At 49.5% G+C, this 24,360-nt stretch carries 23 protein-coding genes; 19 read left to right on the top strand and 4 right to left on the bottom strand.

Features of this window, described 5'->3' with window-relative positions; translation table 11 throughout:
* Positions 1-131 precede the first annotated feature (131 nt).
* The 6 genes from ACQ5BJ_RS08225 to ACQ5BJ_RS08250 all read left to right on the top strand — a co-directional run bounded on the left by ACQ5BJ_RS08225 (position 132) and on the right by ACQ5BJ_RS08250 (position 6,605).
* Entirely contained in the window at positions 132-1,433 is a 1,302-nt protein-coding gene (locus ACQ5BJ_RS08225) for a pyrimidine-nucleoside phosphorylase (RefSeq protein WP_005547682.1), read from the top strand.
* Between the two features lie 200 nt (positions 1,434-1,633).
* On the top strand, positions 1,634-2,329 hold the full coding sequence (gene pxpB, locus ACQ5BJ_RS08230) for a 5-oxoprolinase subunit PxpB (protein ID WP_430110176.1): 696 nt from the start codon (positions 1,634-1,636) through the stop codon (positions 2,327-2,329).
* On the top strand, positions 2,314-3,291 hold the full coding sequence (locus tag ACQ5BJ_RS08235) for a biotin-dependent carboxyltransferase family protein (protein ID WP_430110173.1): 978 nt from the start codon (positions 2,314-2,316) through the stop codon (positions 3,289-3,291). Before pxpB ends, ACQ5BJ_RS08235 begins: the two co-directional genes overlap by 16 nt.
* A gap of 15 nt (positions 3,292-3,306) precedes the next feature.
* Complete coding sequence (locus ACQ5BJ_RS08240; RefSeq protein WP_367667332.1) at positions 3,307-4,071, top strand: LamB/YcsF family protein; 765 nt, start codon at positions 3,307-3,309, stop codon at positions 4,069-4,071.
* A gap of 333 nt (positions 4,072-4,404) precedes the next feature.
* Positions 4,405-5,985, top strand: coding sequence for a phosphoenolpyruvate carboxykinase (ATP) (gene pckA / locus ACQ5BJ_RS08245; RefSeq protein WP_430110170.1), 1,581 nt, complete (start codon positions 4,405-4,407; stop codon positions 5,983-5,985).
* A 155-nt stretch (positions 5,986-6,140) separates the two neighbouring features.
* A complete protein-coding gene (locus ACQ5BJ_RS08250) occupies positions 6,141-6,605 on the top strand; it encodes a GNAT family N-acetyltransferase (protein WP_430110167.1) in 465 nt (154 codons plus the stop codon).
* A gap of 214 nt (positions 6,606-6,819) precedes the next feature.
* Here ACQ5BJ_RS08250 and ACQ5BJ_RS08255 read toward each other — a convergent pair whose 3' ends face one another.
* Complete coding sequence (locus ACQ5BJ_RS08255) at positions 6,820-7,113, bottom strand: YerC/YecD family TrpR-related protein (RefSeq protein ID WP_005547719.1); 294 nt, start codon at positions 7,111-7,113, stop codon at positions 6,820-6,822.
* 320 nt (positions 7,114-7,433) lie between these two features.
* Here ACQ5BJ_RS08255 and hppD point away from each other — a divergent pair, with 320 nt between their 5' ends.
* From hppD to ACQ5BJ_RS08300, 9 genes are all read left to right on the top strand, one after another.
* Positions 7,434-8,546, top strand: coding sequence for a 4-hydroxyphenylpyruvate dioxygenase (gene hppD / locus ACQ5BJ_RS08260; RefSeq protein WP_005547721.1), 1,113 nt, complete (start codon positions 7,434-7,436; stop codon positions 8,544-8,546).
* A gap of 30 nt (positions 8,547-8,576) precedes the next feature.
* Positions 8,577-9,188, top strand: coding sequence for a flavin reductase family protein (locus ACQ5BJ_RS08265; RefSeq protein ID WP_005547723.1), 612 nt, complete (start codon positions 8,577-8,579; stop codon positions 9,186-9,188).
* 25 nt (positions 9,189-9,213) lie between these two features.
* The gene (locus ACQ5BJ_RS08270; RefSeq protein WP_005547725.1) at positions 9,214-10,149 is read left to right on the top strand and encodes a fumarylacetoacetate hydrolase family protein; all 936 of its coding nucleotides are present in this window, start codon (positions 9,214-9,216) and stop codon (positions 10,147-10,149) included.
* 56 nt (positions 10,150-10,205) lie between these two features.
* Entirely contained in the window at positions 10,206-11,393 is a 1,188-nt protein-coding gene (locus tag ACQ5BJ_RS08275) for a homogentisate 1,2-dioxygenase (RefSeq protein WP_005547727.1), read from the top strand.
* Positions 11,394-11,439: 46 nt separating this feature from the next.
* Entirely contained in the window at positions 11,440-12,168 is a 729-nt protein-coding gene (locus ACQ5BJ_RS08280; protein ID WP_005547729.1) for a CoA transferase subunit A, read from the top strand.
* Entirely contained in the window at positions 12,165-12,839 is a 675-nt protein-coding gene (locus ACQ5BJ_RS08285; protein ID WP_005547730.1) for a 3-oxoacid CoA-transferase subunit B, read from the top strand. Before ACQ5BJ_RS08280 ends, ACQ5BJ_RS08285 begins: the two co-directional genes overlap by 4 nt.
* Before the next feature lie 20 nt (positions 12,840-12,859).
* Entirely contained in the window at positions 12,860-13,975 is a 1,116-nt protein-coding gene (gene hisC, locus ACQ5BJ_RS08290; RefSeq protein WP_005547732.1) for a histidinol-phosphate transaminase, read from the top strand.
* 125 nt (positions 13,976-14,100) lie between these two features.
* Positions 14,101-15,279: an acetyl-CoA C-acetyltransferase gene (locus ACQ5BJ_RS08295; RefSeq protein ID WP_289355169.1), complete on the top strand. Its 1,179-nt coding sequence runs from the start codon at positions 14,101-14,103 to the stop codon at positions 15,277-15,279.
* 233 nt (positions 15,280-15,512) lie between these two features.
* Positions 15,513-16,625 carry an NADH:flavin oxidoreductase gene (locus ACQ5BJ_RS08300; RefSeq protein WP_289354921.1) on the top strand — a complete coding sequence of 371 codons (1,113 nt, stop codon included), beginning with the start codon at positions 15,513-15,515 and terminating at the stop codon, positions 16,623-16,625.
* A gap of 259 nt (positions 16,626-16,884) precedes the next feature.
* On the opposite strand, the gene ACQ5BJ_RS08305 is transcribed toward ACQ5BJ_RS08300, so the two are convergent.
* Positions 16,885-17,520 carry a pyridoxamine 5'-phosphate oxidase family protein gene (locus ACQ5BJ_RS08305; RefSeq protein ID WP_005547738.1) on the bottom strand — a complete coding sequence of 212 codons (636 nt, stop codon included), beginning with the start codon at positions 17,518-17,520 and terminating at the stop codon, positions 16,885-16,887.
* Between the two features lie 130 nt (positions 17,521-17,650).
* Between ACQ5BJ_RS08305 and ACQ5BJ_RS08310 the strand changes: the two genes are divergently transcribed.
* From ACQ5BJ_RS08310 to ACQ5BJ_RS08320, 3 genes are all read left to right on the top strand, one after another.
* On the top strand, positions 17,651-19,129 hold the full coding sequence (locus ACQ5BJ_RS08310) for a PLP-dependent aminotransferase family protein (RefSeq protein ID WP_430110162.1): 1,479 nt from the start codon (positions 17,651-17,653) through the stop codon (positions 19,127-19,129).
* 93 nt (positions 19,130-19,222) lie between these two features.
* Positions 19,223-19,570, top strand: coding sequence for a hypothetical protein (locus tag ACQ5BJ_RS08315; RefSeq protein ID WP_430110159.1), 348 nt, complete (start codon positions 19,223-19,225; stop codon positions 19,568-19,570).
* A gap of 361 nt (positions 19,571-19,931) precedes the next feature.
* Positions 19,932-20,126: an aspartyl-phosphate phosphatase Spo0E family protein gene (locus ACQ5BJ_RS08320; RefSeq protein WP_163976000.1), complete on the top strand. Its 195-nt coding sequence runs from the start codon at positions 19,932-19,934 to the stop codon at positions 20,124-20,126.
* Between the two features lie 61 nt (positions 20,127-20,187).
* On the opposite strand, the gene ACQ5BJ_RS08325 is transcribed toward ACQ5BJ_RS08320, so the two are convergent.
* Positions 20,188-21,015 (bottom strand): nucleotidyltransferase domain-containing protein, encoded by an 828-nt coding sequence (locus ACQ5BJ_RS08325; protein WP_430110156.1) that lies wholly within the window; start codon positions 21,013-21,015, stop codon positions 20,188-20,190.
* Between the two features lie 259 nt (positions 21,016-21,274).
* Between ACQ5BJ_RS08325 and ACQ5BJ_RS08330 the strand changes: the two genes are divergently transcribed.
* Positions 21,275-22,339 (top strand): LLM class flavin-dependent oxidoreductase, encoded by a 1,065-nt coding sequence (locus ACQ5BJ_RS08330; protein ID WP_430110154.1) that lies wholly within the window; start codon positions 21,275-21,277, stop codon positions 22,337-22,339.
* 260 nt (positions 22,340-22,599) lie between these two features.
* Here the strand turns inward: ACQ5BJ_RS08330 and ACQ5BJ_RS08335 are convergent, their stop codons facing one another.
* Positions 22,600-23,838 (bottom strand): chitinase, encoded by a 1,239-nt coding sequence (locus tag ACQ5BJ_RS08335; RefSeq protein WP_430110152.1) that lies wholly within the window; start codon positions 23,836-23,838, stop codon positions 22,600-22,602.
* Between the last annotated feature and the right edge of the window lie 522 nt (positions 23,839-24,360).

A 24,360-nucleotide genomic window follows, 5' to 3' on the forward strand; every position in this document is an offset into this window, starting at 1 on the left:
ACTAGGAATCAGTAAAAGGAAATAAATTGCTGCATGTTCTGAGTAAGTTCGTTTACAAAGGAAGAGAATAGTCTTCGTTACTGATATCAGCAAGTTAACCAATATCCAATGGAGAGCGAGGAGATTCAACGATGAGAATGGTGGATTTGATTGCGAAGAAGCGTGACGGCAAGGAACTGACAACAGAGGAAATCAACTTTGTTATTGAAGGCTATACAAAGGGGGATATCCCGGATTATCAAGTCAGTGCTTTTGCGATGGCCATTTATTTTCAGGATATGTCGGAGCGTGAACGGGCAGATCTGACGATGGCAATGGTCAACTCCGGAGAAACCATTGATCTCTCCGCAATTGAAGGCGTTAAGGTGGATAAGCACTCGACTGGTGGTGTCGGCGATACGACAACGCTTGTATTGGCGCCGCTAGTTGCTGCATTGGATATTCCAGTTGCCAAAATGTCCGGGCGCGGACTTGGACATACAGGCGGCACGATTGATAAGCTTGAGGCAATCGAAGGGTTCCATGTGGAAATTACCAAGGACGAGTTTGTGAACCTTGTTAATCATCATAAAATTGCAGTTATCGGTCAGACAGGCAACCTTACGCCTGCAGACAAGAAGCTGTATGCACTGCGTGATGTAACAGCGACTGTCAACTCCATTCCGCTCATTGCCAGCTCAATTATGAGCAAGAAGATTGCTGCCGGCTCTGACGCTATCGTGCTGGATGTGAAAACTGGGGCAGGAGCATTCATGAAGACAGCTGAGGATGCAAAGGAACTAGCTCACGCGATGGTAAGCATCGGTAACAATGTCGGCCGTAAGACAATGGCTGTTATTTCCGATATGAGCCAGCCGCTTGGCCGGGCAATCGGCAACTCGCTTGAGGTACAGGAAGCGATTGATACACTGCGCGGACATGGACCTGAGGATTTGGAAGAGCTTTGCCTTGCGCTCGGCAGACAGATGGTATTCTTGGCTGGCAAGGCTTCCTCTTTAGAAGAAGCAGAAGAGAAGCTGAAGGAAGTTATTCACAATGGCAAGGCATTGGAGAAGTTCAAGGAGTTCATTGCGAACCAAGGCGGCAATCCAGAAGTTGTCGACGATCCGAACAAGCTGCCGCAAGCGGCATACAAGATCGAAGTTCCGGCGCGTGAAGACGGCGTAGTTGCTGAAATCATTGCTGACGAGATCGGGACAGCAGCAATGCTGCTGGGAGCAGGCCGTGCAACGAAGGAATCCGAAATCGATCTTGCAGTAGGCTTAATGCTGAACAAGAAGATTGGCGATGCTGTTAAGGCAGGCGAGTCTTTGGTAACAATCCATGCGAATCGTGAAAATGTGGATGACGTCATTGCAAAAATTTACGAGAACATTCGGATTAGCGATCATGCTGAGGCACCGGTGCTTGTCCATAATATCGTAACGGAATAAATATAAGTTTCATTAAAGAGCAGGATGCGGGCACAGATGCCTTGCCGCCTGCTCTTTTTTATACTGCTTTTTGGTGTAATTGCGTGTACATTTTATTAAAAACTTTAACATTGAACACCTTTCCCAATACGTACCCAGCGTGGATAGTGGAATTGAAATCATGCTATGATGAACTCATCAATATCGTAAGGGGGAACTGCATGAGATTTTTTCCGCTTGGAGATACAGCGATCGTCGTTGAATTTGGTACCGTCATCGGATCGGACACTCATGATCAAGTTCGGTTGTTGTCGCTTTACCTTGATGAGCATCCGATGTATGGAATGATTGAATATGTTCCCGCTTTTACGACTGTTACGGTATTTTATAATCCGGTATTACTGCGGTATTCAGAGGCGCAAAAAGCGTTAGAAAGCGCCGCAGCCCAATCGTTACAAATGAAGCTTGAAGGCAATGTTCGAACTGTTGACATTCCGGTATGTTATGGCGGGAGCTTTGGACCCGATTTGGAGGAGGTCGCTTCGCATAACGAGCTATCACCGGATGAAGTTGTTCGTATTCACAGCAGCGGTGAATATGTTGTTTATTTGCTTGGATTTGCGCCAGGATTTCCGTTTTTGGGCGGCATGTCGGAGCGGATTTCCACACCAAGGCACTCCACACCAAGGCTTGCGATTCCATCGGGAACGGTCGGGATTGCCGGTATGCAAACAGGAGTGTATCCAATCGTTACGCCTGGCGGCTGGCAATTGATCGGACGCACGCCAGTGCCGCTATTTCGTCCAGACATGAATCCTCCAACCTTGCTTAGGACAGGGGATAGTGTACGCTTTTTGCCGATTACAGAAGAGGAATACAAGAAATGGGAGGGGCACGGGACATGTATATCCGGGTAAAAGCGGCGGGCATGTTGACGACGGTTCAGGATCTCGGCCGTTTTGGGTTGCAAAAGTATGGCGTACTTATAAGCGGTGCAATGGATGCGGCGGCACTAAGGATGGCGAACTTGCTGGCAGGCAATGAAGAGGGCGAGGCGGCTTTGGAGATAACGCTGCTTGGGCCACAGCTTGAATTTGAAAAGGGAGCCGTGATCGCTTTAGCGGGAGGCGACCTGTCTCCTAGCATTGATGGAATGGCCATTCCGCTCTGGCGCCCCGTGTATGTTCCTGCGGGAAGCACACTGAATTTCGGGCGAGTCTTATCGGGCTGTAGAGCCTATCTGGCAATAAGCGGCGGGATTGCCGTTCCGAAGGCAATGGGGAGCCGCAGCACTTATTTGCGGGCAGGAATAGGCGGAGTGCATGGTCGAGCGCTTGAGGCTGGAGATGTGCTGGAAACAGGGGAATCTGTGGAATGGTTCAAAACATGCTCCGATAAAACAGTCGTCATGCCGTGGGGGGCAGGTCATTCGATTCGGCCTGCATACCAAGAGAATCCGGTGATTCGCGTCGTCCGTGGTCCTGAGTTTGACAAATTCAGTGCAGAGAGCAAGCAGCGTTTATGGACGGAACCGTTCCGTGTCACGACACAGTCGGATCGGATGGGCTATCGGCTCGCAGATGTGCCGCTTGCTGTGGCAGCACCTGTTGAAATGATATCGTCTGCCGTTAGCATGGGCACGATTCAAATACCGCCGGAAGGCAATCCGATCGTGTTGTTGGCGGATCGGCAAACGGTCGGCGGATATCCTCGAATCGCTCATGTAATTAGTGTGGATTTGCCGCTTATCGCCCAAGTGAGACCAGGCGGGTGCATTCGATTTACAGAGGTAACACAAGAAGAAGCGCAAGAATTGTATGTGAAGCGGGAACAAGAAATTGCCCAATTCCGGCAGGGGCTGTCCCTGCGGATGCGTTAGGAGGAGAGAGGTATTATGCATCGAATCGATATAAACTGCGATATGGGAGAGAGCTTTGGCGCATATCGGCTTGGCTCAGATGAGGCCATATTGCCGTTCGTGACGTCCGTGAATATTGCTTGCGGTTTCCATGCCGGCGATCCAACCGTCATGAAGCGGACTGTAGCGGCAGCACTTGAGCGCGGGGCAGCGATTGGGGCCCACCCAGGACTGCCTGATCTAGCTGGATTCGGAAGGCGAAACCTCGATATTACTCCTGAGGAAGCTTATGATATGGTTGTCTATCAGGTCGGGGCACTGTACGGATTTGTTACGGCGGCCGGTGGACAGATGCAGCATGTGAAGCCGCATGGTGCGTTGTACAATATGGCTGCAAGCGACTATGCGCTGGCAGAGGCGATTGCCCGGGCTGTCCATGATTTGAATCCAGAGCTGGTGTTGTTCGGGCTGTCGGGTAGTGAACTCATAAAGGCTGGACAAGCCGTTGGACTCCGTTGTGCGCATGAAGTATTCGCAGACCGGACGTACCAAAGGGACAGTTCATTGACGCCGCGTCGGGAAGCCAATGCGCTGATTACAGATACCGAGGAAGCGGTTCAGCAGGTCATTCGCATGGTAAAAGAAGGGGTTGTCTACGCTGTTCAGGGTATTGATGTGGCGATACAAGCCGATACAGTATGCATTCATGGCGACGGTGCGCACGCGTTCGCTTTTGCCCAAAGCTTGCGGCAGCGATTGAGTGAGGAAGGGATTGTTATGAAATCCGTTTTAGCAAAGTAGGAGTTTATTCAATTTATCTATCTTGTACTCTAGAAGAGATAGTGTTATAGGAGACAGGCGAATTGGACTTAAATGGGAAAAAGGTGTTTATGCTTCTCTTTTAGAGAGTTCATCTCTTAGAAAAGCATTGACACCTTTTTTTATTTGTCGATTTTGTGAAAACATTTTCAAAATGACGTAATAAATAATTAGATTCAGTCAATATGTTTTTATATATTGCGTATTATTTATTTATATTATACATTAATTGAAAAGGATAAAATATACATTTTCTTGTTGTTTGGAGTCGGGATAGAACAAGAACTCGGTAACAGTGGAATAGGGAGGATAACCGTGATCGCGAAAAATAAGGAAAGTACTCAATTGGCTGGTCTGTATGTAGATGAATCTCAAAGAAACGTGGCTGTTGCCAAACTTGTGGAGTCTGCTCTCCGCAATGGAGAAGGCCATTTAACTTCGACAGGCGCTTTGCAAGTCACAACAGGCAAATATACGGGGCGTTCCCCGAAGGATAAGTTCATCGTCAGAGAGTCGGGCACGGCTGACCATGTCGCTTGGGGAGAGGTGAATCAGGCTATCACCTCAGAGCAATTCGACTCGCTGTATAACAAAACGATCAATTACATGAAGAGCCGCAAGCTCTTTGTGTTCGATGGATATGCAGGGGCAGACCTGGCTTATCGCTTGCCTGTTCGCTTCATTAATGAATACGCGTGGCAAAATTTATTCGTTCAGCAATTGTTTATACGTCCAACAACGAATGAGTTGTTAACGCATGAACCTGAATTTACTGTGATTACAATGCCAGGCATGAAGGCGGATCCGGCTGTCGACGGAACGAATTCCGAGACGTTCATTGCCATTTCCTTCGAAAGAAAGACTGTGCTTATCGGCGGTACTCATTACGCGGGCGAGATAAAGAAGTCGATTTTCAGCGTTTTAAACTATTTGCTGCCCTTCCGCGGCGTCATGCCGATGCACTGTTCGGCGAATGTAGGTGAGGATGGAGATACGGCGCTGTTTTTTGGATTATCGGGAACAGGCAAGACGACATTGTCGGCTGACCCGGAACGCCGCCTCATCGGCGATGATGAGCATGGCTGGTCCGATGCGGGTGTATTCAATTTCGAAGGCGGCTGCTATGCGAAATGCATTGGACTGTCGCAGGAGAAAGAGCCGCAAATCTGGAATGCGATTCGGTTCGGCTCTGTTCTGGAAAACGTGTGGATTGATGCCGTAACTGGTGTGGCTGACTACCATAGTAATGCACTGACGGAGAATACGCGGGCAGCTTATCCGATTGATTATATTCAAGATTCGATCATCCCCGGTACTGCAGGCCATCCGAATGTCATTATCTTTTTGACCGCAGATGCTTTTGGTGTGCTGCCTCCAGTATCCAAGCTGACGAAGGAGCAGGCAATGTATCACTTCCTGTCCGGATATACGTCCAAGCTGGCGGGTACGGAACGCGGCGTAGCCGAGCCGGAAGCGACATTCTCGGCGTGCTTTGGGGGGCCGTTCCTTCCATTGAGACCGGATGTGTACGCAGAGATGCTCGGCGACAAGATCACGAAATACGGTGTAAAGGTTTATTTGGTCAATACAGGATGGAGCGGCGGTCCCTATGGGATAGGCGAGCGGATAAATCTGTCGCACACACGAGCGATGGTCAAGGCGATTATAAATGGAAGTATCGAGAAGGCGTCCTTCATTCCTCATCCTATATTCGGCATGCTTACCCCTGATGTGGTGCCATTCATTCCCCATGAACTGCTCGATCCGAGAAATATGTGGGCGGATAAATCGGCCTATGATCGTAAGGCGAAGCAGTTGGCGCAGATTTTTGCTCACAATTTCGAAAAATTCAGCGATGTAGCGGAATCAATCAAGCTTGCCGGCCCGCGTCTATAGTTATAAGTGAGAAGGGGCTGCCCTTGTGTTATGAATATAACGCAGAGGCGGCCTCGTTTCATTTGGCGCGAAGAATAATTTATAGAAAAGCATTTCATTATGATGGAAAAGGATTGAAATTGTCTAAAATGGGAATGAAGTGAGGTGTAGTCTTGATGGCGTCGATTGAACGATTGGATGTTTTGAACCACAGCCATTTGCCGATTCTGGAGGCATGGTTTGAAGATTCGGAAGTGCGCGAACGCATGGACGGGATGCTTCCATTACAGGAATGGTTCGATTACATGACGGACAATGTCATGTACTTTGCATGGATGGCTTATCGCGGGGAGCAGCCTGTCGGAGCCATCTTTGTCGAATTGGAGGATGGAACGGCATACATTGGACTCATGACGGAGCCGGCTCTTCGCTCCCAAGGAATCGGCAAAGCGATGGTGCGCGAAATGATGGCGCTCCCGGAAATGGAATCTGTAAAGACATGGGTAGCAGGCATCGAAGAAGATAATATGCCATGTCTGGCTTGCTTCAAGTCTCTTGGTTATTTGAGTAAGGAAGAGGAAGCGGATGAAGATGGGTTTTATAATTTGGTGTATGAACAGTCTAGTGATGGCACTGCATAGTTGAAAAAATAGTATATCTAAATCGAAGCTATTTAAAGGTCTGCTAGGGTAAAAAGATAGCTTCAATTTTCTTAAGAAATAATATCATTTCGCGTGCACTTCACTGTTTAGAAATCTTTATTATAGAAAAATGGACAGAGGCCATCTAATCATTGGCCTCTGTTTGTGTTATGCAGAAAATGGAGTGATGCACATTTGATTTCCGTTATTGCTGCTACTGCTGATCCAATCTGCCAAGCATGAGTCGATAGCTTCCGTTGCCAAAGTGCAGGGTTCGCTTGACGCGCGAAATAATGGCCGTGCTTGCGCCGGTTTCCGCTTCGATTTCCATGTACGTGCTGCCGTTTAACAGCATTTTGGCAACTTCCAGCCGTTGGGACAGTGCCTGCAATTCCTTAGGTGTCGTCAAATCTTCGAAAAAATCATAACATTCCTCGATGCTTTGCAGCTTGATGATGGCCTCCAGCAATTGCTCAATTGCCGGGTCGCCGGAACGCTTGGCACACATATCGTCCTATCAACTCCATTCCGAAATGAATACCATGAATGCGCCTTCCATATTACTTTTTGACAAGGGGCCTTCTATTTCCTTCTGTTTGTTCGAAAAAAATTCACAAATTCAATTCAGATTGCTTCACTCGCTGCTGCTTCACTACGATAGTGCGTTTATGCAGTTCTTTCATGCTGAAGTTGTGCGTGCCAGTGCAGCCGCGGTTCATCCACCGTGCGTTGGAGCATAAGCGCGGTTTAGTACGTTTTTGCTAGATATTGGCATCCGTCTTATACTCTCAGTGGAAGCAATCAATGCGAGTGTAGGAGGATGTTGGAATGAAAAGACAAGCGATTTTCGAAATAACGGAGAAAGAGATTTTCCCGATCCAAGAAATCGACTACATTGAAATTTATACAGGGAACGCGAAGCAAGCGATGCACTATTTCGTCAAAGGGTACGGATTCCGCCCTATTGCCTACTCTGGGCTGGAAACCGGCAACCGGGAGCAAGTATCGTATGTTCTTGAACAAAATAAAATTCGGTTCGTTCTCTCCGGCGCTCTCTCTGATGACCATCCGATTGCCGAGTTCGTCAAATTGCACGGGGACGGGGTCAAGGATGTTGCATTGCGGGTTAGTAATGTTGAAAAGGCTTACAAGGATGCGGTCTCACGCGGCGGAATCGCCATTATGGAGCCGGCCGAATATTCGGATGAGCACGGTAAGGTCAAAAAGGCGATTATCGGCACATATGGCGATACGATTCATACGCTGATCGAGCGGGATAATTACGAAGGATTGTTCCTGCCGGGCTACAAATCTATCGAAGACACTCTTCCGCATCAATCTGCCGGACTGATCGGCATCGATCATGTCGTCGGCAACGTGGAACAGATGGAAGAATGGGTAGCTTACTATGAAAACGTGATGGGCTTCAAGCAAATGATTCATTTCGACGACAAGGATATTAGTACGGAATATTCGGCCTTGATGTCCAAAGTGATGCATAATGGCGGCAGAATTAAATTCCCGATCAACGAGCCGGCGACTGCCAAGCGCAAATCGCAGATTCAGGAGTATCTGGAATATTATAAAGGACCGGGCGTGCAGCATTTAGCTCTGCTCACAAACGATATTGTTGCAACCGTGACGGCGCTTCGCGAAAACGGTGTCGAGTTCCTAAGTACGCCGGATTCCTATTACGAAATGCTGACGGATCGGGTTGGAAGCATTGATGAAGATATTGCCAAGCTTCAGGAATTAAAAATTTTGGTCGATCGCGATGATGAGGGATATTTGCTGCAAATCTTCACGAAGCCGCTTGTGGATAGACCGACGTTGTTTTTCGAAATCATTCAACGAAAAGGAGCTATTGGCTTCGGCGAAGGCAATTTCAAGGCCTTGTTCGAATCGATTGAACGGGAGCAAGAACGCCGCGGCAACTTGTAGTCCAGCGCCGCAGGAAGGAGTAGAAGCCGCATGGATATTACACCGCATGAGCTGCACTGGAGAGACGCTTACAAACTGATGATAGGCTCCATCCTGCCGCGTCCAATTGCTTTTGTGTCCACGATCGATCTGAACGGAACGGCGAATCTGGCGCCGTTCAGCTTTTTCACGGCAATATGCGCGGAGCCGCTCTTGATCTGCTTTGCCCCAATGCGCCGAGGGACGGACGGGTGCAAGAAGGACACCCTTGTCAATATTGAAGCGACCGGCGAATTCGTGGTCAATATTGTTGGAGAACAGATCGTCGAACCGATGAATGAAACGGCCGTCGAATTCGATCCCGAGGTGGATGAGTTCCAGGCTGCGGGCTTGACTCCAATCCCGAGCGAAGTCATTCGCCCTTACCGGGTGAAGGAAAGCGGCATTCATTTGGAGTGCGTGGTTCATGATATTCTCCATTTCGGCGATCAGCCGGGCGCTGGCAGCCTTGTTATCGGCAAGGTTGTGCTGATGCATATAAACGACGAGTTGTATGCAGACGGCAAAATCAACATGGAGAAGCTGCTCCCGATCGGACGCATGGCCGGCCAAGTTTACACCCGTGCCGCTGCTGACACCTTCATGCTGGAGCGAAAAAAATAACGGCGTACGGAAAGCGGGAGGTTCTATGAAGTTCGTGACATTTGACACCGGAACGGGCGCGCCGCGTTCCGGTTGGCTGCGGGAAGGCTGCATCGTCGACATGCATGAGGTCAGTGACGGGCACCTGCCGAGCGAATTGCTGGAATTGGTACGCCGACATGAGGACTATATGGAGGAGGCAGGGAGAATCGACAGATGCCTTGGCTCTAATGCGGAAACGATGCTCGCACATAAGGGCGTCTATCCGGCATCCGCTGTCGCTCTGCTCGCTCCGCTTCCGAAGCCGCCGAGCCTCCGTGATTTCTATGCCTTCGAAGCGCATGTGATCGGGGCTAGGCGGAGAAGGGGGCTCGATATCATTCCGGAATGGTACCAGTTCCCGGTGTTCTATTTCAGCAACCATCAGGCCATAGTCGGCCCGGACGCGCTTATCCGCAGACCTTCCGCCACCTCCGCTCTGGATTACGAGTTGGAGGTGGCCTGCGTCATCGGCAAGGAAGGACGCGATATTACTGCCGAAGAAGCTGATTCCTATATATTCGGCTATTGCATTATGAACGATTGGAGCGCGCGTGATATTCAGCGGGAAGAAGTGAAGGTCGGCCTTGGCCCGGCCAAGGGCAAGGATTTTGCCACCTCGCTCGGCCCATGTCTGATTACTAAGGACGAACTGGAGCGGTATCGCGTAGGCGCGCGCCATGACTTGGCAATGACGGCTCGCGTCAATGGCGCCGAGTTGTCGCGCGGCAATATGCGTGACCTCCACTATACGTTCGGGGATATGATCGCGCGGGCTTCAGCGGACGCCACACTGTATCCTGGCGATATTATCGGATCGGGCACGGTCGGAACCGGCTGCCTTCTCGAACTGGGGCCGGAGGTGCATCGCTGGCTGGAGCCCGGCGATATCGTTGAATTGGAGGTTACAGGGCTTGGCCTACTGCGCAACACCATCGGTTGAAATGGCCGAAGGAGCCGCTTTGCAGGTATTGAATTGGGAAGAGGAGGATTCGTGTCATGGCCTATTATCGCCGCATGGGAGACATTCCTGACAAAAGGCATACGATGTTCCGCAAGCCGGACGGCACCCTGTACCGTGAGCAAGTGATGGGTACTAAAGGGTTCTCCGGCATTCAGTCTATCTTGTATCACCATTATCCGCCGACGGCTGTCAGCAAGGCGGAAGTATATGCCGCCTTCGATATTGAGTTCGAAGAGCCGGGAGCGCTTCGCCACCGTCATCTATTGACCGGCGATTGCATGGAAACGGACGACGCCGTCGCTGGCAGACGCTATATGCTAGGCAATGAGGATCTGCTTATCGCGACTGCGAACGTTGATCGGCCGATGGATTATTTCTACCGGAACGGAGATGGGGACGAGCTGTTGTTCGTGCATGAAGGGGAGGGCTCTGTAGAGACGATGTATGGCACTCTCCATTACCGGCCAGGGGATTATATTAACATACCGATCGGCACGATCTACCGCGTCATGCCGGAGCCGGGGCGTGGGCGTACGAAGCTCCTGGTCGTGGAGACGAACAATTGGATAACGACGCCGAAGCGTTATCGCAACCCGCATGGCCAGCTTTTGGAGCATAGTCCGTTCTGTGAACGGGATTTCCGTGGTCCAGATAAGCTGGAGACTTATGCTGAGCTTGGTGAATTCGAAGTAAGAACGAAGTCTAGGGGATATATCCATCTGCATATATTCAACCATCATCCTTTTGATGTTGTAGGATGGGATGGTTATTTGTATCCGTGGATTTTCAATATTGCCGATTTCGAGCCGATTACGGGCCGTATTCATATGCCGCCGCCGATTCACCAGACCTTTGAGGGGAATAACTTTGTCATCTGCTCCTTCGTGCCCCGATTATACGATTATCATCCCGAGGGAATTCCTGCCCCATATTTCCACAGCAATGTAGACAGCGACGAGGTGCTCTATTATGTCAGAGGCAACTTCATGAGCCGCAAGGGAGTGAAGGAAGGTTCGATTACCTTGCATCCGTCAGGCATCCCGCATGGCCCGCATCCCGGCAAGATCGAAGACAGCATCGGCAAAAAGGAAACGACAGAGCTTGCGGTCATGATCGACACGTTCCGTCCGTTACGCGTTGTCAAGCAAGCACTATCCTACGAGGATACTCAATACATGTATAGCTGGTGCGTGGGTTCGCCAGAAGCGTCGCGAACCGTGTAAGCGCGTGTATGTAGTGCAAGAAACGCTGATGAAAGGAGCGCATGGCATGAAGGATAGGAAAGTCGTGCATTCCGCCGCTGAGGCGATAGAGGGAATTCAGGACGGTGCTACCTTGATCGTGGGTGGATTCGGCCTATGTGGGATCCCCGAGCTGGCTATTGCGGCGCTGAGAGACAGCGGTGTGAAAAATTTGACCGTCGTCAGCAATAATTGCGGCGTGGACGACTGGGGACTCGGTCTCCTGCTTGCGAACCGCCAAATCAAGAAGATGATAGCCTCATATGTCGGGGAGAATAAAATATTCGAACGTCAGCTTTTGAATGGTGAGCTGGAGGTGGAGCTCGTTCCGCAGGGCACGCTAGCTGAGCGTATTCGTGCAGGCGGAGCTGGCATCCCAGCCTTCTATACGGCGACCGGCGTCGGTACGCCGATAGCAGAAGGCAAGGAACATAAACAGTTCCATGGCCGCACATACATGATGGAAGAAGCGATTGTCGGCGATGTTGCGTTCGTGAAGGCGTGGAAGGGTGATACGCTCGGCAACCTTGTATACAGGAAGACAGCAAGAAATTTCAATCCGCTGGCAGCGGCAGCGGGCAAAATTACGATTGCCGAGGTGGAGGAACTGGTAGAGCCGGGACAATTGGATCCGAATCATATTCATACGCCCGGTATTTATGTACAGCGAATACTCCACGGAACTGGATACGAAAAGCGGGTGGAACGGCGCGTTGTCCAGTCGGCGGCGCAGCAAAGAACGGAGGGATACGCATGAGTGACGCGCGTAAGACCATCGTCCGGCGAGCCGTGTTAGAGATTGCGGACGGGATGACAGTCAATCTCGGCATCGGCATGCCGACCCTCATTGCAGGCATCATTCCGCCAGAGTTCGATGTGATGCTCCATTCGGAGAACGGCCTGCTCGGCATCGGGCCGTACCCATTTGAAGGGAGCGAGGATCCGGATCTGATTAACGCAGGCAAGGAGACGGTAAGCGCAGTGGAGGGGGCATCCTACTTCGACAGTGCCGAATCGTTCGCCATGATCCGCGGCGGTCATATCGACCTCGCCATTCTGGGTGGAATGGAAGTTTCGGAGCAGGGCGATTTAGCGAATTGGATGATTCCCGGCAAAATGATTAAAGGCATGGGAGGCGCCATGGATTTGGTGAACGGCGCCCGGCGCATCGTTGTCATTATGGAGCATGTGAATAAGCATGGCGAATCTAAAATCAAACGCGAGTGCAGCTTGCCGCTGACGGGCAAACGAGTCGTCAACCGGTTAATTACCGATTTGGCCGTGTTTGATTTTACCGAAGAAGGCATGGTCTTGATCGAGACACAGCAGGGAGTTGACGTAGAAGAGATTCGGCACAAAACCGAGGCGCCATTCCGGGTAAGTCCTGTGTTGAACGCGGAGAACGCAGCGCCTCGGGCATCGGAGTAAAGGGCTTAGGAGGGTCGTGTATGCAAGTGTCTGTCAAGATCCCAACGAGAAAAGAAATCGAACCGTTGGGCGTGTACGTACCGGGAAAACCAATTGAAGAGGTAAAAAGGGAGTTCGGCCTTACGGATATCATCAAGCTTGCGTCTAACGAGAATCCGTACGGCTGTTCGGAACTGGCCGCCCAAGCTGTCGTACGTGAAATGGAGAAGTGTGCCCTGTATCCGGAAGGCACCGCTCCCGAATTGGCTGTGAAGCTGTCAGCCCATCTTGGCGTGGAGCCAGAATATTTTATTGTCGGCAATGGTTCGGATGAAATCATCCGATTATTGACGCGGAGTTATATCGCCGCTGGGGACGAGGCGATTATGGCCGATGTGACGTTCTCACGTTACGAGACGAACGTTCGTATCGAGGGCGGCGTACCTGTTATGGTGCCGCTCATTGAGGGCGTTCATGATCTGGACGGGATGCTGAAGGCGATCAGCAGCAGGACGAAGATGATCTTTGTATGCAACCCGAACAATCCGACCGGGACGATTGTAGGACGCAGCGACCTGCTTGCCTTCATCGAGCAGGTACCGCGCCATATTTTGCTGGTCATCGACGAGGCCTATTATGAATACGTGTCAGACCCCGACTACTTGCAGACCGTGCCTATGCTTGCCAGCTATCCGAATTTGGTCATTCTGCGCACGTTCTCCAAGATTTACGGCTTGGCTGCGCTGCGCGCAGGCTACGGTATGATGCATCCGAGCATCGTGCAGGAGCTGCTCAAGGTAAAGGAGCCGTTCAACTCGAATCGGATGGCGCAAGCTGCGGCTCTCGCCTCGCTGGACGATGCGGCGTTCGCCGCAGACTGCGCCCGGCGGAATGAGGCGGAGAGAACAAAGCTGGTTGCGGGATTGAAGCAGTTGGGGCTGTCCTGTTATCCATCGCATGCTAATTTTCTGATGGTGAAGCTGAATTGCTCCGGCGACGACGTATTCCGCTCTTTGCTCGAGCGTGGCGTAGTGGTGCGCGCGGGCAGCTTGCTCGGCTATCCGGATACGATTCGTGTATCCATAGGAACAGAGCAGGAAAATCAAGTGTTCATCGAAGCGCTGCGGCATATACTTGGCCCCTGCAAGCCGGTATGAGTGAATCGGATGGCATCGCATGCTTATCTATGACGGTCGTACGGGAAGTTTGATGAGCAGTGTTATACAAAAAAATCAATGATGATTCACGATTATTCTTTGCATAGCGATAAGGGGGTGACGGTCTGTCGGACGTTGTAATTGCAAGCGCTGTGCGAACGCCGATCGGCGCGTTCATGGGCGGATTGAGCGAAGTGCCGGCTGTTGATCTGGGAGCGCGGGTTATCGCAGAAGCACTGGGGCGAGCCGGGGTGCAGCCGGGAGCGGTGCACGAAGTGATAATGGGCAATGTGCTGCAGGCGGGCAGCGGCCAAGGGCCAGCACGTCTGGCCGCAATGAAGGCAGGGCTTCCCTGCGAGGTGCCGGCCGTTACGATTAATAAAATATGCGGTTCAGGTTTGAAGGCGGTCATAATGGCTGCGCAGGCCATCAAGTCTGACGATGCAGATCTCATTGTTGCGGGCGGCATGGAAAATATGTCGCTAGCGCCGTATGTGTTGTCGCAAGGAAGAACGGGATACCGGCTTGGAAATGGCGTGGTTGAAGACAGCATCCTCAAAGACGGACTTACCTGCTCGATATGCGACATTCATATGGGAAAAACTGCGGAAAATATTGCGGCGAAATACGGAATTGCGCGAGAAGAGCAGGACGCCTTTGCCCTGACAAGTCAACAGCGAGCTCGAGAGGCATGGGAGCGCAGTGAGTTCTCTGCTGAAATCGTGTCGGTGGAGATTCGGACCAAGAAGGGGCTGGCGACGATTGAAACCGATGAGCATTTCCGTCCTGATGTGACGGCTGCTGCCCTAGGCAGGCTTAAGCCTGCCTTCCAGCCGGACGGCACGGTTACAGCTGGAAATGCCTCTGGCATTAACGATGGGGCGGCAGCGTTAGTTGTCTGCTCCGGGCGTATGGCGAAGCAGCTTGGTCTGCCCGTGCTGGCCCGTATCCGCGGCTATGCCTGCACCGGCGTGGATCCAGCCATTATGGGCATGGGCCCCGTATCGGCTTCACAAGTGGCGGTTAAGAAGGCCGGGATGTCGCTTGCGGATATTGACCTGGCGGAAATAAATGAGGCTTTTGCCGCCCAAGCAATTGCCGTCATCGGTGAGCTCGGGATCGATCCAGCGATCGTCAATGTAAATGGCGGCGCCATTGCGCTTGGGCATCCAATTGGCGCTAGCGGAGCGCGCATCCTCGTTACGCTGCTGCATGCCATGAAGCGCAGGCAGGCAGCTACCGGGCTCGCCGCCTTGTGTGTCGGCGGCGGCCATGGCGTCGCTGTCGTCGTCGAGCAAGTATAACATATAAAATAGGAAGCACCTCTGATTCTAATTGGGTCGGAGGTGCTTTCGTTTGTTAGGACGATTAAGAAAGTTTTCATAAGGATTGAGGCGTGAAGGATTTACGCTTATACGGACGTATCTTGTATCCGATGATGCGGACACAATGTCTTCGTCATGGCTACACTTGAATGTAAATTATTGTATAATGTTAAAGAGGCAGTATACTTCAAATTGAAATCAGGAGGAATAACATGGAACAAGCCCCGTCGGTTGAAGCATTGTTTAAGCCTTTCTCGATTGGCTCACTAACGCTGAGCAATCGCATTGTAATGGCGCCTATGACGCGCATGTTCTCTCCAGAGGGTGTTCCGGGGGAGAATGTGGAAGCATACTACAGACGTCGTGCAGAGAATGGTGTTGGGCTTATTATAACGGAAGGGACAGTCATTAATCATCCCGCTGCAGCGTCTCACCCGAACATACCGAGATTTTATGGAGAAGAGGCGCTGGATGGATGGTCTAGGATCGTTCAGTCGGTACATAAGGCAGGGGGAAAAATTATCCCACAGCTATGGCATGTCGGAACCCAGCGTGCAGTCGGGCAAGCTCCGAATCCAGAGGCATTGCCTATTGGGCCATCGGGCATAACAGCTGATGGCTTGAAGGTGAACGAACCGATGACGAAGAAAGAAATCGACATGGTGGTAGATGCATTTGCTCAGGGTGCCGCAGATGCGCAAAGACTTGGTTTTGACGGTATTGAGCTCCATGGGGCCCATGGCTATCTTATCGACCAATTTTTCTGGGAACAAACGAACCGTCGACAAGATGAGTATGGAGGCGGGATTGCGGAACGGACGCGTTTTGCAGTTGAGATTGTGAAAGCTTGCAGAGATGCTGTTGGCTCAGACTTCCCGATCATATTCCGTTTCTCTCAATGGAAAAGCAGACCTTATACGGCTAAGTTGGCCTATACGCCCGATGAGTTGGCTCAATTTTTATCACCGCTGGTAGATGCCGGGGTAGATGTATTTCATTGCTCGACTCGTCGTTTTTGGGAACCTGAATTCGAAGGCTCTTCTCTTAATTTGGCTGGATGGACGAAGAAGATTACAGGGAAACCCGTAATAACTGTAGGCTCTGTGGGACTAGACAGTGAATTTTTAAGTTTCTTTGCGGAGGGTAAAGGGGCCCAAAATGTAAACATTGACGGGTTGATTGAGAGACTTGAACTGGATGAGTTTGATTTAGTAGCGGTAGGCCGGGCTTTGCTCGTCGATCCTGAATGGGCTGTAAAAATACGCGAGGGAAGAGTGGATGAGTTAATTCCTTTTACAAAGGAAGCGTCAAGAGTATTATTCTAATGCGTTTGCTTACTACGCTTAAAGAAAGAGTTCTTGGAAACATTCCTCAACATTGACGTTATTATAATTACCTGTACTTGTAGATGCAGATAAAGGTATTCAGCTACCACACTCTCAATAATGAAAAGCTGTAAATAGCCCATGTTGGTTTATTCTGTACAAATGGTGTCGAGGCAACTTCCATTTTACTTAAAAACCAACATAGGCTTTATTTTTTTGTGTCTGACTACATCATATAATTTCCGCTATTTGTCCTAACTTAAGCAAGATCGTCGCCATTCTTTCGGTGATGCGGGCACAGGGCCTCCATCATGGCTACGGTTTCCTTGTCCAAGCCTTGATTCCGTTCAATCAGACCATCAGAGATTTTTTCATAGGCAGGCTGTTTCGCATTTTGCCCGAACTTATACTTAGCTGACATCTCCTGAACGTTGATGCGGACAACGGAGGTGCTTTTGATTTGACCCGTATAGTCCGGATCCTCCGGATCAATTGGGGCATAGCCTCCTTCCGGTTGAAGCTTTTGCATAAATGCAGTCAGCGCCTCTGCCTTTTCTGTTAGATCCGGAACGATTTCTGCGAAACCTTTTATAATCACAGACTTGAAAAAGGCAGTTGCAGGGCAAGCCAGCTTTTCTTCCGTGAAATAGGATGGAATAATGGCATACTCCTTAGCTACGGAAAAGGTAACCCGTTGATCGGCCTTCAGGTTTTTCATTTTTCGTCCGGCTACGCTGCCGTGGAAATAAATATGACCATTGTGATAAACGAAGTTAAGAGGAGTCAGTTCTGGCCAGCCGTCTCCATTTATGGTTCCTAGAACGCCAAAGCTCATCTCCTGCAAAAACGCCTCGGTTTCTGCATGATCCATCATTTCGAATTCTTTTCTTCGCATCTGCGAAACTCCTTTCCAAATATCCGGTTGCAATCTCTTTTATTGCATTCAGCTTACCGCACAGATTGACAATTAAAAAGATCCAATTTAGATTAATTTTACTAGACCATTGGTGACGGAGGACAACCGCATGCAGTTCCATATTCCTTACTATTCTTATCTTGCCCAATGCTCATCCAAGCGCTTGGCACTTTATCAGGCTATACGTGACTGTATTACGTCGCAAGTGCTTGTTATGGAAACGAAATTGCCATCGAGTCGGGAGTTGGCTGCTTTATACGGCCTTTCACGAGGAACAGTCAGCGAAGTGTACGCCATGCTGGCCTCCGAAGGATATATTACAAGCGGGGTAGGGCGCGGCACGTTCGTTTCGTTTCAGTCGCCTAAGCAGAAAGGCATTGAATTTCCGCGTCAAGAGCTGCATTTGTTGTCCGACTGGGGTGTCCGTTTGAAGGAACTGCAGGAACAGCAAACTGAGCCAAGTGAGAAGATAAAGGTTCAAATAGGGGGCGGACAGAGGGCGGTAAATTTTCAGGAATTTGGACCAGGCATACAGGCGTTCCCGGACAAAGAGTGGAATCGGTGCTTGTATGCGCAGGCTCGACTTTTGACCAATGGCGAACGACGAAGCCGGATGGGTTCGACCTTGGGTGACGAAGCGCTTAGAGACAGCATTGCACAGTATTTGAGACGCGCCCGAGGCATTGCTGCCAAGGCGAGCCAGATTGTGATTTTCAATGGATCCAAGCAGGCGCTTGCCTTAGCAGCCCACTTGTTCATCAATCCCGGAGATCATGTAGTGGTGGAGAGTCCGGGGTATAGGGGAGTCATTGACGTTTTCCGGGCACAGGGTGGAAGATGCATTCATGCTCCGATTGACGGACAAGGGATTATTCCAGACAAATGGAAGGCGAAGCTGCTTTTTGTCACGCCTAATCGCCAGTTCCCTACAGGCGCCGTGCTGAACATGGAGCGCCGCCAGCAGCTTCTGGCATGGGCTTCGGAGAACAATGCACTTATTTTGGAAGACGATTATGACAGTGTATTTCGCCACCGCGGCAAATCACTCGAACCGCTCAAGGTGCTGGACAGTGAAGGAAGAGTGATTTATATCGGAAGCTTCAGCAATACATTGCTCCCTCATATCCGAATCGGATATGCAGTGCTGCCGTCATCGTTAGTCGAAGTGTTTGCCAGTGCTAAAGCTGCATTTGAGCCGAGTCCAAGCAACTTGCTGGAGCAGCGTACATTGGCATCCTGGATGAATAACGGTCAATATGAACGCCATTTGCGGCGCATGAAACGAATTTACGGAAGAAAGTTCAAACTGCTGCGGGAGCTGCTGACTGCCAAGCTATCGTCATGGTTTCAATGGGTTGAAGGGGATGCCGGGCTAAGTATATTCGGATGGTGGAACGGTACTGCTGATCAATACGTACAGTTTCGCTCGAATTGCTTGGCGGCGGGGATTATGTGGTCGGAGACCTGCATCGAAGAACAAGCTGATAGAAACGGAATTAGGTATGGCGCTTATTTTTATTTTCCTCGATTGTCCGAAGAAGAGATCGTTTATGGGGTCAACAGAATGCAGGCAATCGGTTTAGATTGAATTCAAGCATCTGTAAAATGAAAAGAATGACGCTTCGCCGCTGTCTTAGAACCTCTCTTCCTCGCATACAGTGCAAGGAGGGAGCGTGATCTTATGGACGAGAAGGTTAAAAGATATTATAAGCTGAAGCAGCAGCAGAAAGAAATCGAGGACGAACTGGCGGAACTGCGCAGCAGTATTATTCAGTATTGCGAAGAGCGAGGCGAAGCTGAGCTTATTGCGGGTCAGTATCAGGTGAAGCTTATCCAACAGCAGCATCGGCATTATGATGATACCAAGCTGTATGCGGCCTTGCCTGATCCGGAGGTTTGGCGCTTATTGTCCAAGCCGGATACAACGAAGATTAAGAGCTTGGTTCAGCTTGGTGTGGTTTCGGAGGAGCGCATTAAAGATACGTACACGCTCCAGTCTAAGGTACTGTTACAGGTGGACAGAAAGTAAATTGTCCCGATGAAAGTTATAATAAGAGTACTGGCAGAGCATGGGCTTCTTTCTTATGCTGTCGGTGCTCTTTTTCAGTTCTGTTAGACACTTCTTTCAGAAAATTTTACCTTTCTATTTTCAAACGCTGATTTTCTGGTTATTTAATCCTTATCCATGAACAGTAGGGCGTTGTTTGCAGTGTGTTGCAATCGAGGCGGCTCTATCGGAAAATGGGAAATAGAGGGTGAATATGATCGCGATTACGCTGGGAAAAATGGAGCTTCGGCAGATGTTGCTGCTAGTGAGTGATCGATAACAATACGCCGCATATGAGAGGTGATCGAAGTTGTGTCTTCTCCACTGTCCCCATGAAGTATATATGATAGAGAAAATCGAGCTGCTTAAGCAACGGCTTATTTCCATTGTAAATGAAAGAAATGATTTTACGGACGATGAGGTGATTAGGGTTAGTCAAGAATTAGATGTTTATTTACTAGCATATCAGAAAAAGCGGTGGTGCACTTTATCTTCTGGAGATAGAGGTCAAGGAAAAAATGCTGGAGTCGATTCCTGAAAACACCCATTGTACCAACGAGCAAGGTATCGACTCACTGTGTGCGTCAATCACGGACAAGCTAACCGTACAAATACCATTCATCAATCCATGGATAATCCCCATAATGCTCACGAATAAAATGTACTGACTCGTTAATGAACTCCCAAGCTTGCTGATAACATGGATATTCATTCAACTCCAAATGAGGAATAATCGCTCCTCCAACCGGTATCACGCTTAAATAGGATATGATCCGCTTTTCTAGCAATTTTCCTAATCGGGTCGTAGATAAAAAGGTCGACAACCACTTGTCATGCGGATAGCTTTTGCCGTCCAGAATATAGGATAATTGGCAGAGCTCCTTAACAATCTGGGAGCAGTGCAGGTTAGTGGCGATTGCATCGCCGCGCTTCAGAGGATGCCGCATCCAATCGAGCGTAAGCTGCAAGCTGATGTATAGACGCTTGATAACCTCAATCGGATGAGCTAAGAAGTGCTCCGATTGCTGAGCAATAGTATGCTTGAAGCGTGATTCAGGGTCATGAATCGGGATTGCCAGTTGGAACTCCCAGACTTGCGGATAATTATTTTCTTCGAAATAGCCGTTTAGCATGCCAAATGTCTCAAAGTGATAATGCCCCTCCCAGTCTCCGATTGGCAGGAATACACCGTCTTCCCTTGTGCTCAACTGTGCTGCTCGATATCCGTTTATAATCGCCTTACGAACGTTATCATCACAGAAGAATACAAAATCAATATCCGAATACTGATCGCAATTGCCGCGAGAGACACTGCCCTTTACAACGAGTGATAGCTGATTCCAATACTGGGAGAGGATCGGATGCTTGGACAGTTCGCCTGCACGTCTGTACGCTTGCTGCAACAGTTCCTTGCTTTTGTCATTCATAAATGTGTCTCCTCTCTATTTTTATAATAGGCTGATAAATATTCCATCGATTGTAGCGTGAAAGAGAGAACTGGACAAGGACATTGTTAACGGGCAACTGAAATCTTTTTTAATGCGTGCTAGCCACAATAAGGCGGTGCTGCGGTATTGGTTTCCAATTACAACCTTTGACTTCATGAAAATAAGTGATAAATTAATATACCGTCTACTATGTGCGTAATTATGAACATGAACATCTATGGAAAAGAGGAAATGGATAGTGGAACTAGGTATAAGCACGTTTGTCGAGACAACGCCTGATGTCAACACAGGCATCACGATGAGTCATGCACAGCGGCTGCGCGAAGTGGTAGAGGAAATTGTACTCGCGGATCAGGTAGGGCTGGATGTGTATGGGATCGGTGAGCATCATCGTCCTGATTTCGCAGCATCTTCCCCCGCAGTTGTATTAGCAGCGGCTGCTGCAATGACGACCAAAATTCGGCTGACCAGCGCAGTAACGATCCTGTCATCTGCCGATCCTGTACGTGTCTTTCAAGATTTTGCAACATTAGATGGCCTCTCTAACGGGCGTGCGGAAATTATGGTCGGTCGAGGCTCCTTCCTGGAATCGTTCCCTTTGTTCGGCTGTAATTTGAACGATTATGAGGAGCTGTTCGATGAGAAGCTGGATCTGCTGCTGCACATTCAGAAGTCGGAGAAGGTGAACTGGAGCGGGAAGCACCGTGCCGCCATTCATGATCTGGGCATATTTCCGCGTCCTGTGCAGGATCCATTGCCGGTGTGGATTGGAAGTGCAGGAAGTCCGGAATCCGCGATCAGAGCAGGGAAAATGGGACTTCCATTCGTTCTGGCTATCATTGGGGGAGTGAAGCCGCTTGATTATGCATCTCAGGCTGAACTGTACAAGAACGCGGCTGCTGAAGCAGGACATGATGTAAGCCGTCTGACGATTGCTTCGCATTCTCATGGGTTTGTTGCGAAGGATCAGAAGCAAGCGATCGAAACATTCTTCCCGTCTACGTTTGCGAGAACGAATGTGAGAGCGAAGGAAAAAGGAGCACCTCCGTACACGAGAGCGGATTATGACGCGGCCTGCAGCCCTGAAGGTGCCCTCTATGTTGGCGATCCGGAAACGGTAGCGCAAAAAATTATCGATCTCCGCAAGCACGTAGGTGTTACACGATTCATGCTGCATATGCCGCACGGCACCATGCCTCACGAAGAGGTTATGGAGGCGATACAGTTGTTCGGCACAGAAGTGGCGCCCCGGGTAAGAGAAGAAGTAGCTCACTGGGAAAAAAATAATTGTCATAATAGCTAAACGAAATGCGAACAGGACAGTCCAAAAAGTCAATGTTGAATCGTGGACCCCTGTATCGTATGAACATGCATAAAAGACGCTTCCATTTCCACGATTAAAGTGGTGTTGGAGGCGTCTTTCACTATATACGGGAATGACTGGACTGACTCACTGCGGAAACGCAGGCTTTTCTGAATATATCGATACCTAAATGCCAGTTTACTTGAAATACCTCAATGCCTCTCAATCGTGTTCTTGACTATTGGCTTGCAACTGCACGATCAAAAAGGCTGCATGCCAAGTGTGTTGAGCTTCTCGCCTGTAACATCCACGCCCATTTTGCTTGTGATGTCCAAGTAGTGGCCGATTCGGCGCTTGATGGCGCCATTTGATTCATCCAGATTGGCTTCGAGTCCATTGAGTACCATGATGCTGACGCTGAATCCGGCAGGTGCTAACCCATTCGCTTTGTCTTCCGCGGTCGGTTTCCATCTTCCGATCATGACATCATGCGCGGAAGGCTTCGGCGCTTGAGGCGTCATCCAGAATAAGATGGCGGTTGCAAAACCAAGCTTGCCGTCAGCCGCAATCCACTCTGGATTTCGAAGCAGCACATTTTTATCTCCGTAAATAATGGCACTCATTAACCCGTAATTGAAATTCCAGCTCAGCATGATCGGGCCCCGTCCGTAATAGCGCTTGCCTGGAACACCCGGATATTCCGTGCTGCTGGCAGGGTCTACGAAATTCGATTTATTCTGTCCCGTTCTGCCTGCAATGTTCTCATTCCAATAGAGACCCCAGCGCAGCATGCCTCCCGGTGCCGTATCCCAGCCTCCGCCCGTCTCATGAGACAGATTGGCGAGCAGCGCCGCAAGATCACGCTTGCGATCCTTCTCCAACCCTTCATTCAGGAAGGCGCCGTAATCAACGATTTGCGTGATGATGCGCTTGGTCTTGTTCTCTGGTGTATTGAAATCTTCGGAGCGTACAAGGAGCGTTTCGGTTTTTCCCTTTTTCTCTAAACGATAAATTTCTTGAGCAGAATAGTTGCCTTCCCGATAAGAGACTTTATATTTTACATTGGCGACATGGCTGACGGCATTGATGAGATTTTGATAGGAGTAGTAGTCGGTCTGATTGGGATTATAGTCTTTCTTATCTTTGTTGAAGGCATGCCATTCCTTCGAACCAAGGCGCATTGGGAATAACGCTTCGTATTCCTTCTCGGGGAGTGTAGAACGAACAGCGTCAACTGCCTTGTCTGAAGTATAGTCGGGATCGATTCCATCCCATTGTAATTCAATTTGCTGTCTGGTCAGAATGCGGCTGTCGCCAACGGACAAGCTGGTGTCCTGCAAGTACACAATATCTGCTTTTCCTGAAATGGAAGTAACGTCAGCAGCCGAGGCAGAGGTCGTTGTGAAAACAAGTGGGGTGAGAAACAGCGTTGAGCTGAGTGTCAGCAGTAGCGTGCACCGAATCCATTTCTTTGAAAGCGCATACGAAACGTTGGACATCAATACATCCCCTTTATTTTCGAATAAGTGCAAATCGTATTGATGTATATTTATATCGCTTTCATTTTGGATATGACAAATTGCTGTGGCGAGCTTGGGAAGACCAACACGCTCCCTGTGTAACTAACGCATAAAAGTGCGGCCGACAATCGTCCGCATCAGGTTGTCAAGATCAGTTCGCATGACGCGCTTGCCATGCATTTGCCATAATATCATTCCTTACATCATAATTTAAATAAATTGAAGATTGAATAATGTATAAAATAGTGGGTCATTATGAATAGGCTTCAATAAACAAACATATTATCTACTTTTGAATAGTATGTGCGGGAACTAATTCATCCAATAAAAGAAAAGCTCGGTCTGTCCGCGGTTCGGTATCCATAGCGATATTTGTGCTGTATACACAGCTCTCGAATTCTTTTTGCTACTCGGTTTTCAAATTGAAGTCTTTTTCTTTCAACGATAATATGTAGCAACATGATTAGGGTGGGAGAAAGACTTATAGTAGTAATTCCGAGT

The organism is Paenibacillus sp. B1-35 (genome assembly GCF_050474385.1).
Lineage (GTDB): Bacteria > Bacillota > Bacilli > Paenibacillales > Paenibacillaceae > Paenibacillus_B > Paenibacillus_B alvei.

Coding starts and splice junctions, on each gene's coding strand:
- ACQ5BJ_RS08225 (WP_005547682.1), top strand. CDS start 132: ATGAGAATGGTGGATTTGATTGCGAAGAAGCGTGACGGCAAGGAACTG.
- pxpB (WP_430110176.1), top strand. CDS start 1,634: ATGAGATTTTTTCCGCTTGGAGATACAGCGATCGTCGTTGAATTTGGT.
- ACQ5BJ_RS08235 (WP_430110173.1), top strand. CDS start 2,314: ATGTATATCCGGGTAAAAGCGGCGGGCATGTTGACGACGGTTCAGGAT.
- ACQ5BJ_RS08240 (WP_367667332.1), top strand. CDS start 3,307: ATGCATCGAATCGATATAAACTGCGATATGGGAGAGAGCTTTGGCGCA.
- ACQ5BJ_RS08250 (WP_430110167.1), top strand. CDS start 6,141: ATGGCGTCGATTGAACGATTGGATGTTTTGAACCACAGCCATTTGCCG.
- ACQ5BJ_RS08255 (WP_005547719.1), bottom strand. CDS start 7,113: ATGTGTGCCAAGCGTTCCGGCGACCCGGCAATTGAGCAATTGCTGGAG.
- hppD (WP_005547721.1), top strand. CDS start 7,434: ATGAAAAGACAAGCGATTTTCGAAATAACGGAGAAAGAGATTTTCCCG.
- ACQ5BJ_RS08265 (WP_005547723.1), top strand. CDS start 8,577: ATGGATATTACACCGCATGAGCTGCACTGGAGAGACGCTTACAAACTG.
- ACQ5BJ_RS08270 (WP_005547725.1), top strand. CDS start 9,214: ATGAAGTTCGTGACATTTGACACCGGAACGGGCGCGCCGCGTTCCGGT.
- ACQ5BJ_RS08275 (WP_005547727.1), top strand. CDS start 10,206: ATGGCCTATTATCGCCGCATGGGAGACATTCCTGACAAAAGGCATACG.
- ACQ5BJ_RS08280 (WP_005547729.1), top strand. CDS start 11,440: ATGAAGGATAGGAAAGTCGTGCATTCCGCCGCTGAGGCGATAGAGGGA.
- ACQ5BJ_RS08285 (WP_005547730.1), top strand. CDS start 12,165: ATGAGTGACGCGCGTAAGACCATCGTCCGGCGAGCCGTGTTAGAGATT.
- hisC (WP_005547732.1), top strand. CDS start 12,860: ATGCAAGTGTCTGTCAAGATCCCAACGAGAAAAGAAATCGAACCGTTG.
- ACQ5BJ_RS08300 (WP_289354921.1), top strand. CDS start 15,513: ATGGAACAAGCCCCGTCGGTTGAAGCATTGTTTAAGCCTTTCTCGATT.
- ACQ5BJ_RS08305 (WP_005547738.1), bottom strand. CDS start 17,520: ATGCGAAGAAAAGAATTCGAAATGATGGATCATGCAGAAACCGAGGCG.
- ACQ5BJ_RS08310 (WP_430110162.1), top strand. CDS start 17,651: ATGCAGTTCCATATTCCTTACTATTCTTATCTTGCCCAATGCTCATCC.
- ACQ5BJ_RS08315 (WP_430110159.1), top strand. CDS start 19,223: ATGGACGAGAAGGTTAAAAGATATTATAAGCTGAAGCAGCAGCAGAAA.
- ACQ5BJ_RS08320 (WP_163976000.1), top strand. CDS start 19,932: ATGATAGAGAAAATCGAGCTGCTTAAGCAACGGCTTATTTCCATTGTA.
- ACQ5BJ_RS08325 (WP_430110156.1), bottom strand. CDS start 21,015: ATGAATGACAAAAGCAAGGAACTGTTGCAGCAAGCGTACAGACGTGCA.
- ACQ5BJ_RS08335 (WP_430110152.1), bottom strand. CDS start 23,838: ATGTCCAACGTTTCGTATGCGCTTTCAAAGAAATGGATTCGGTGCACG.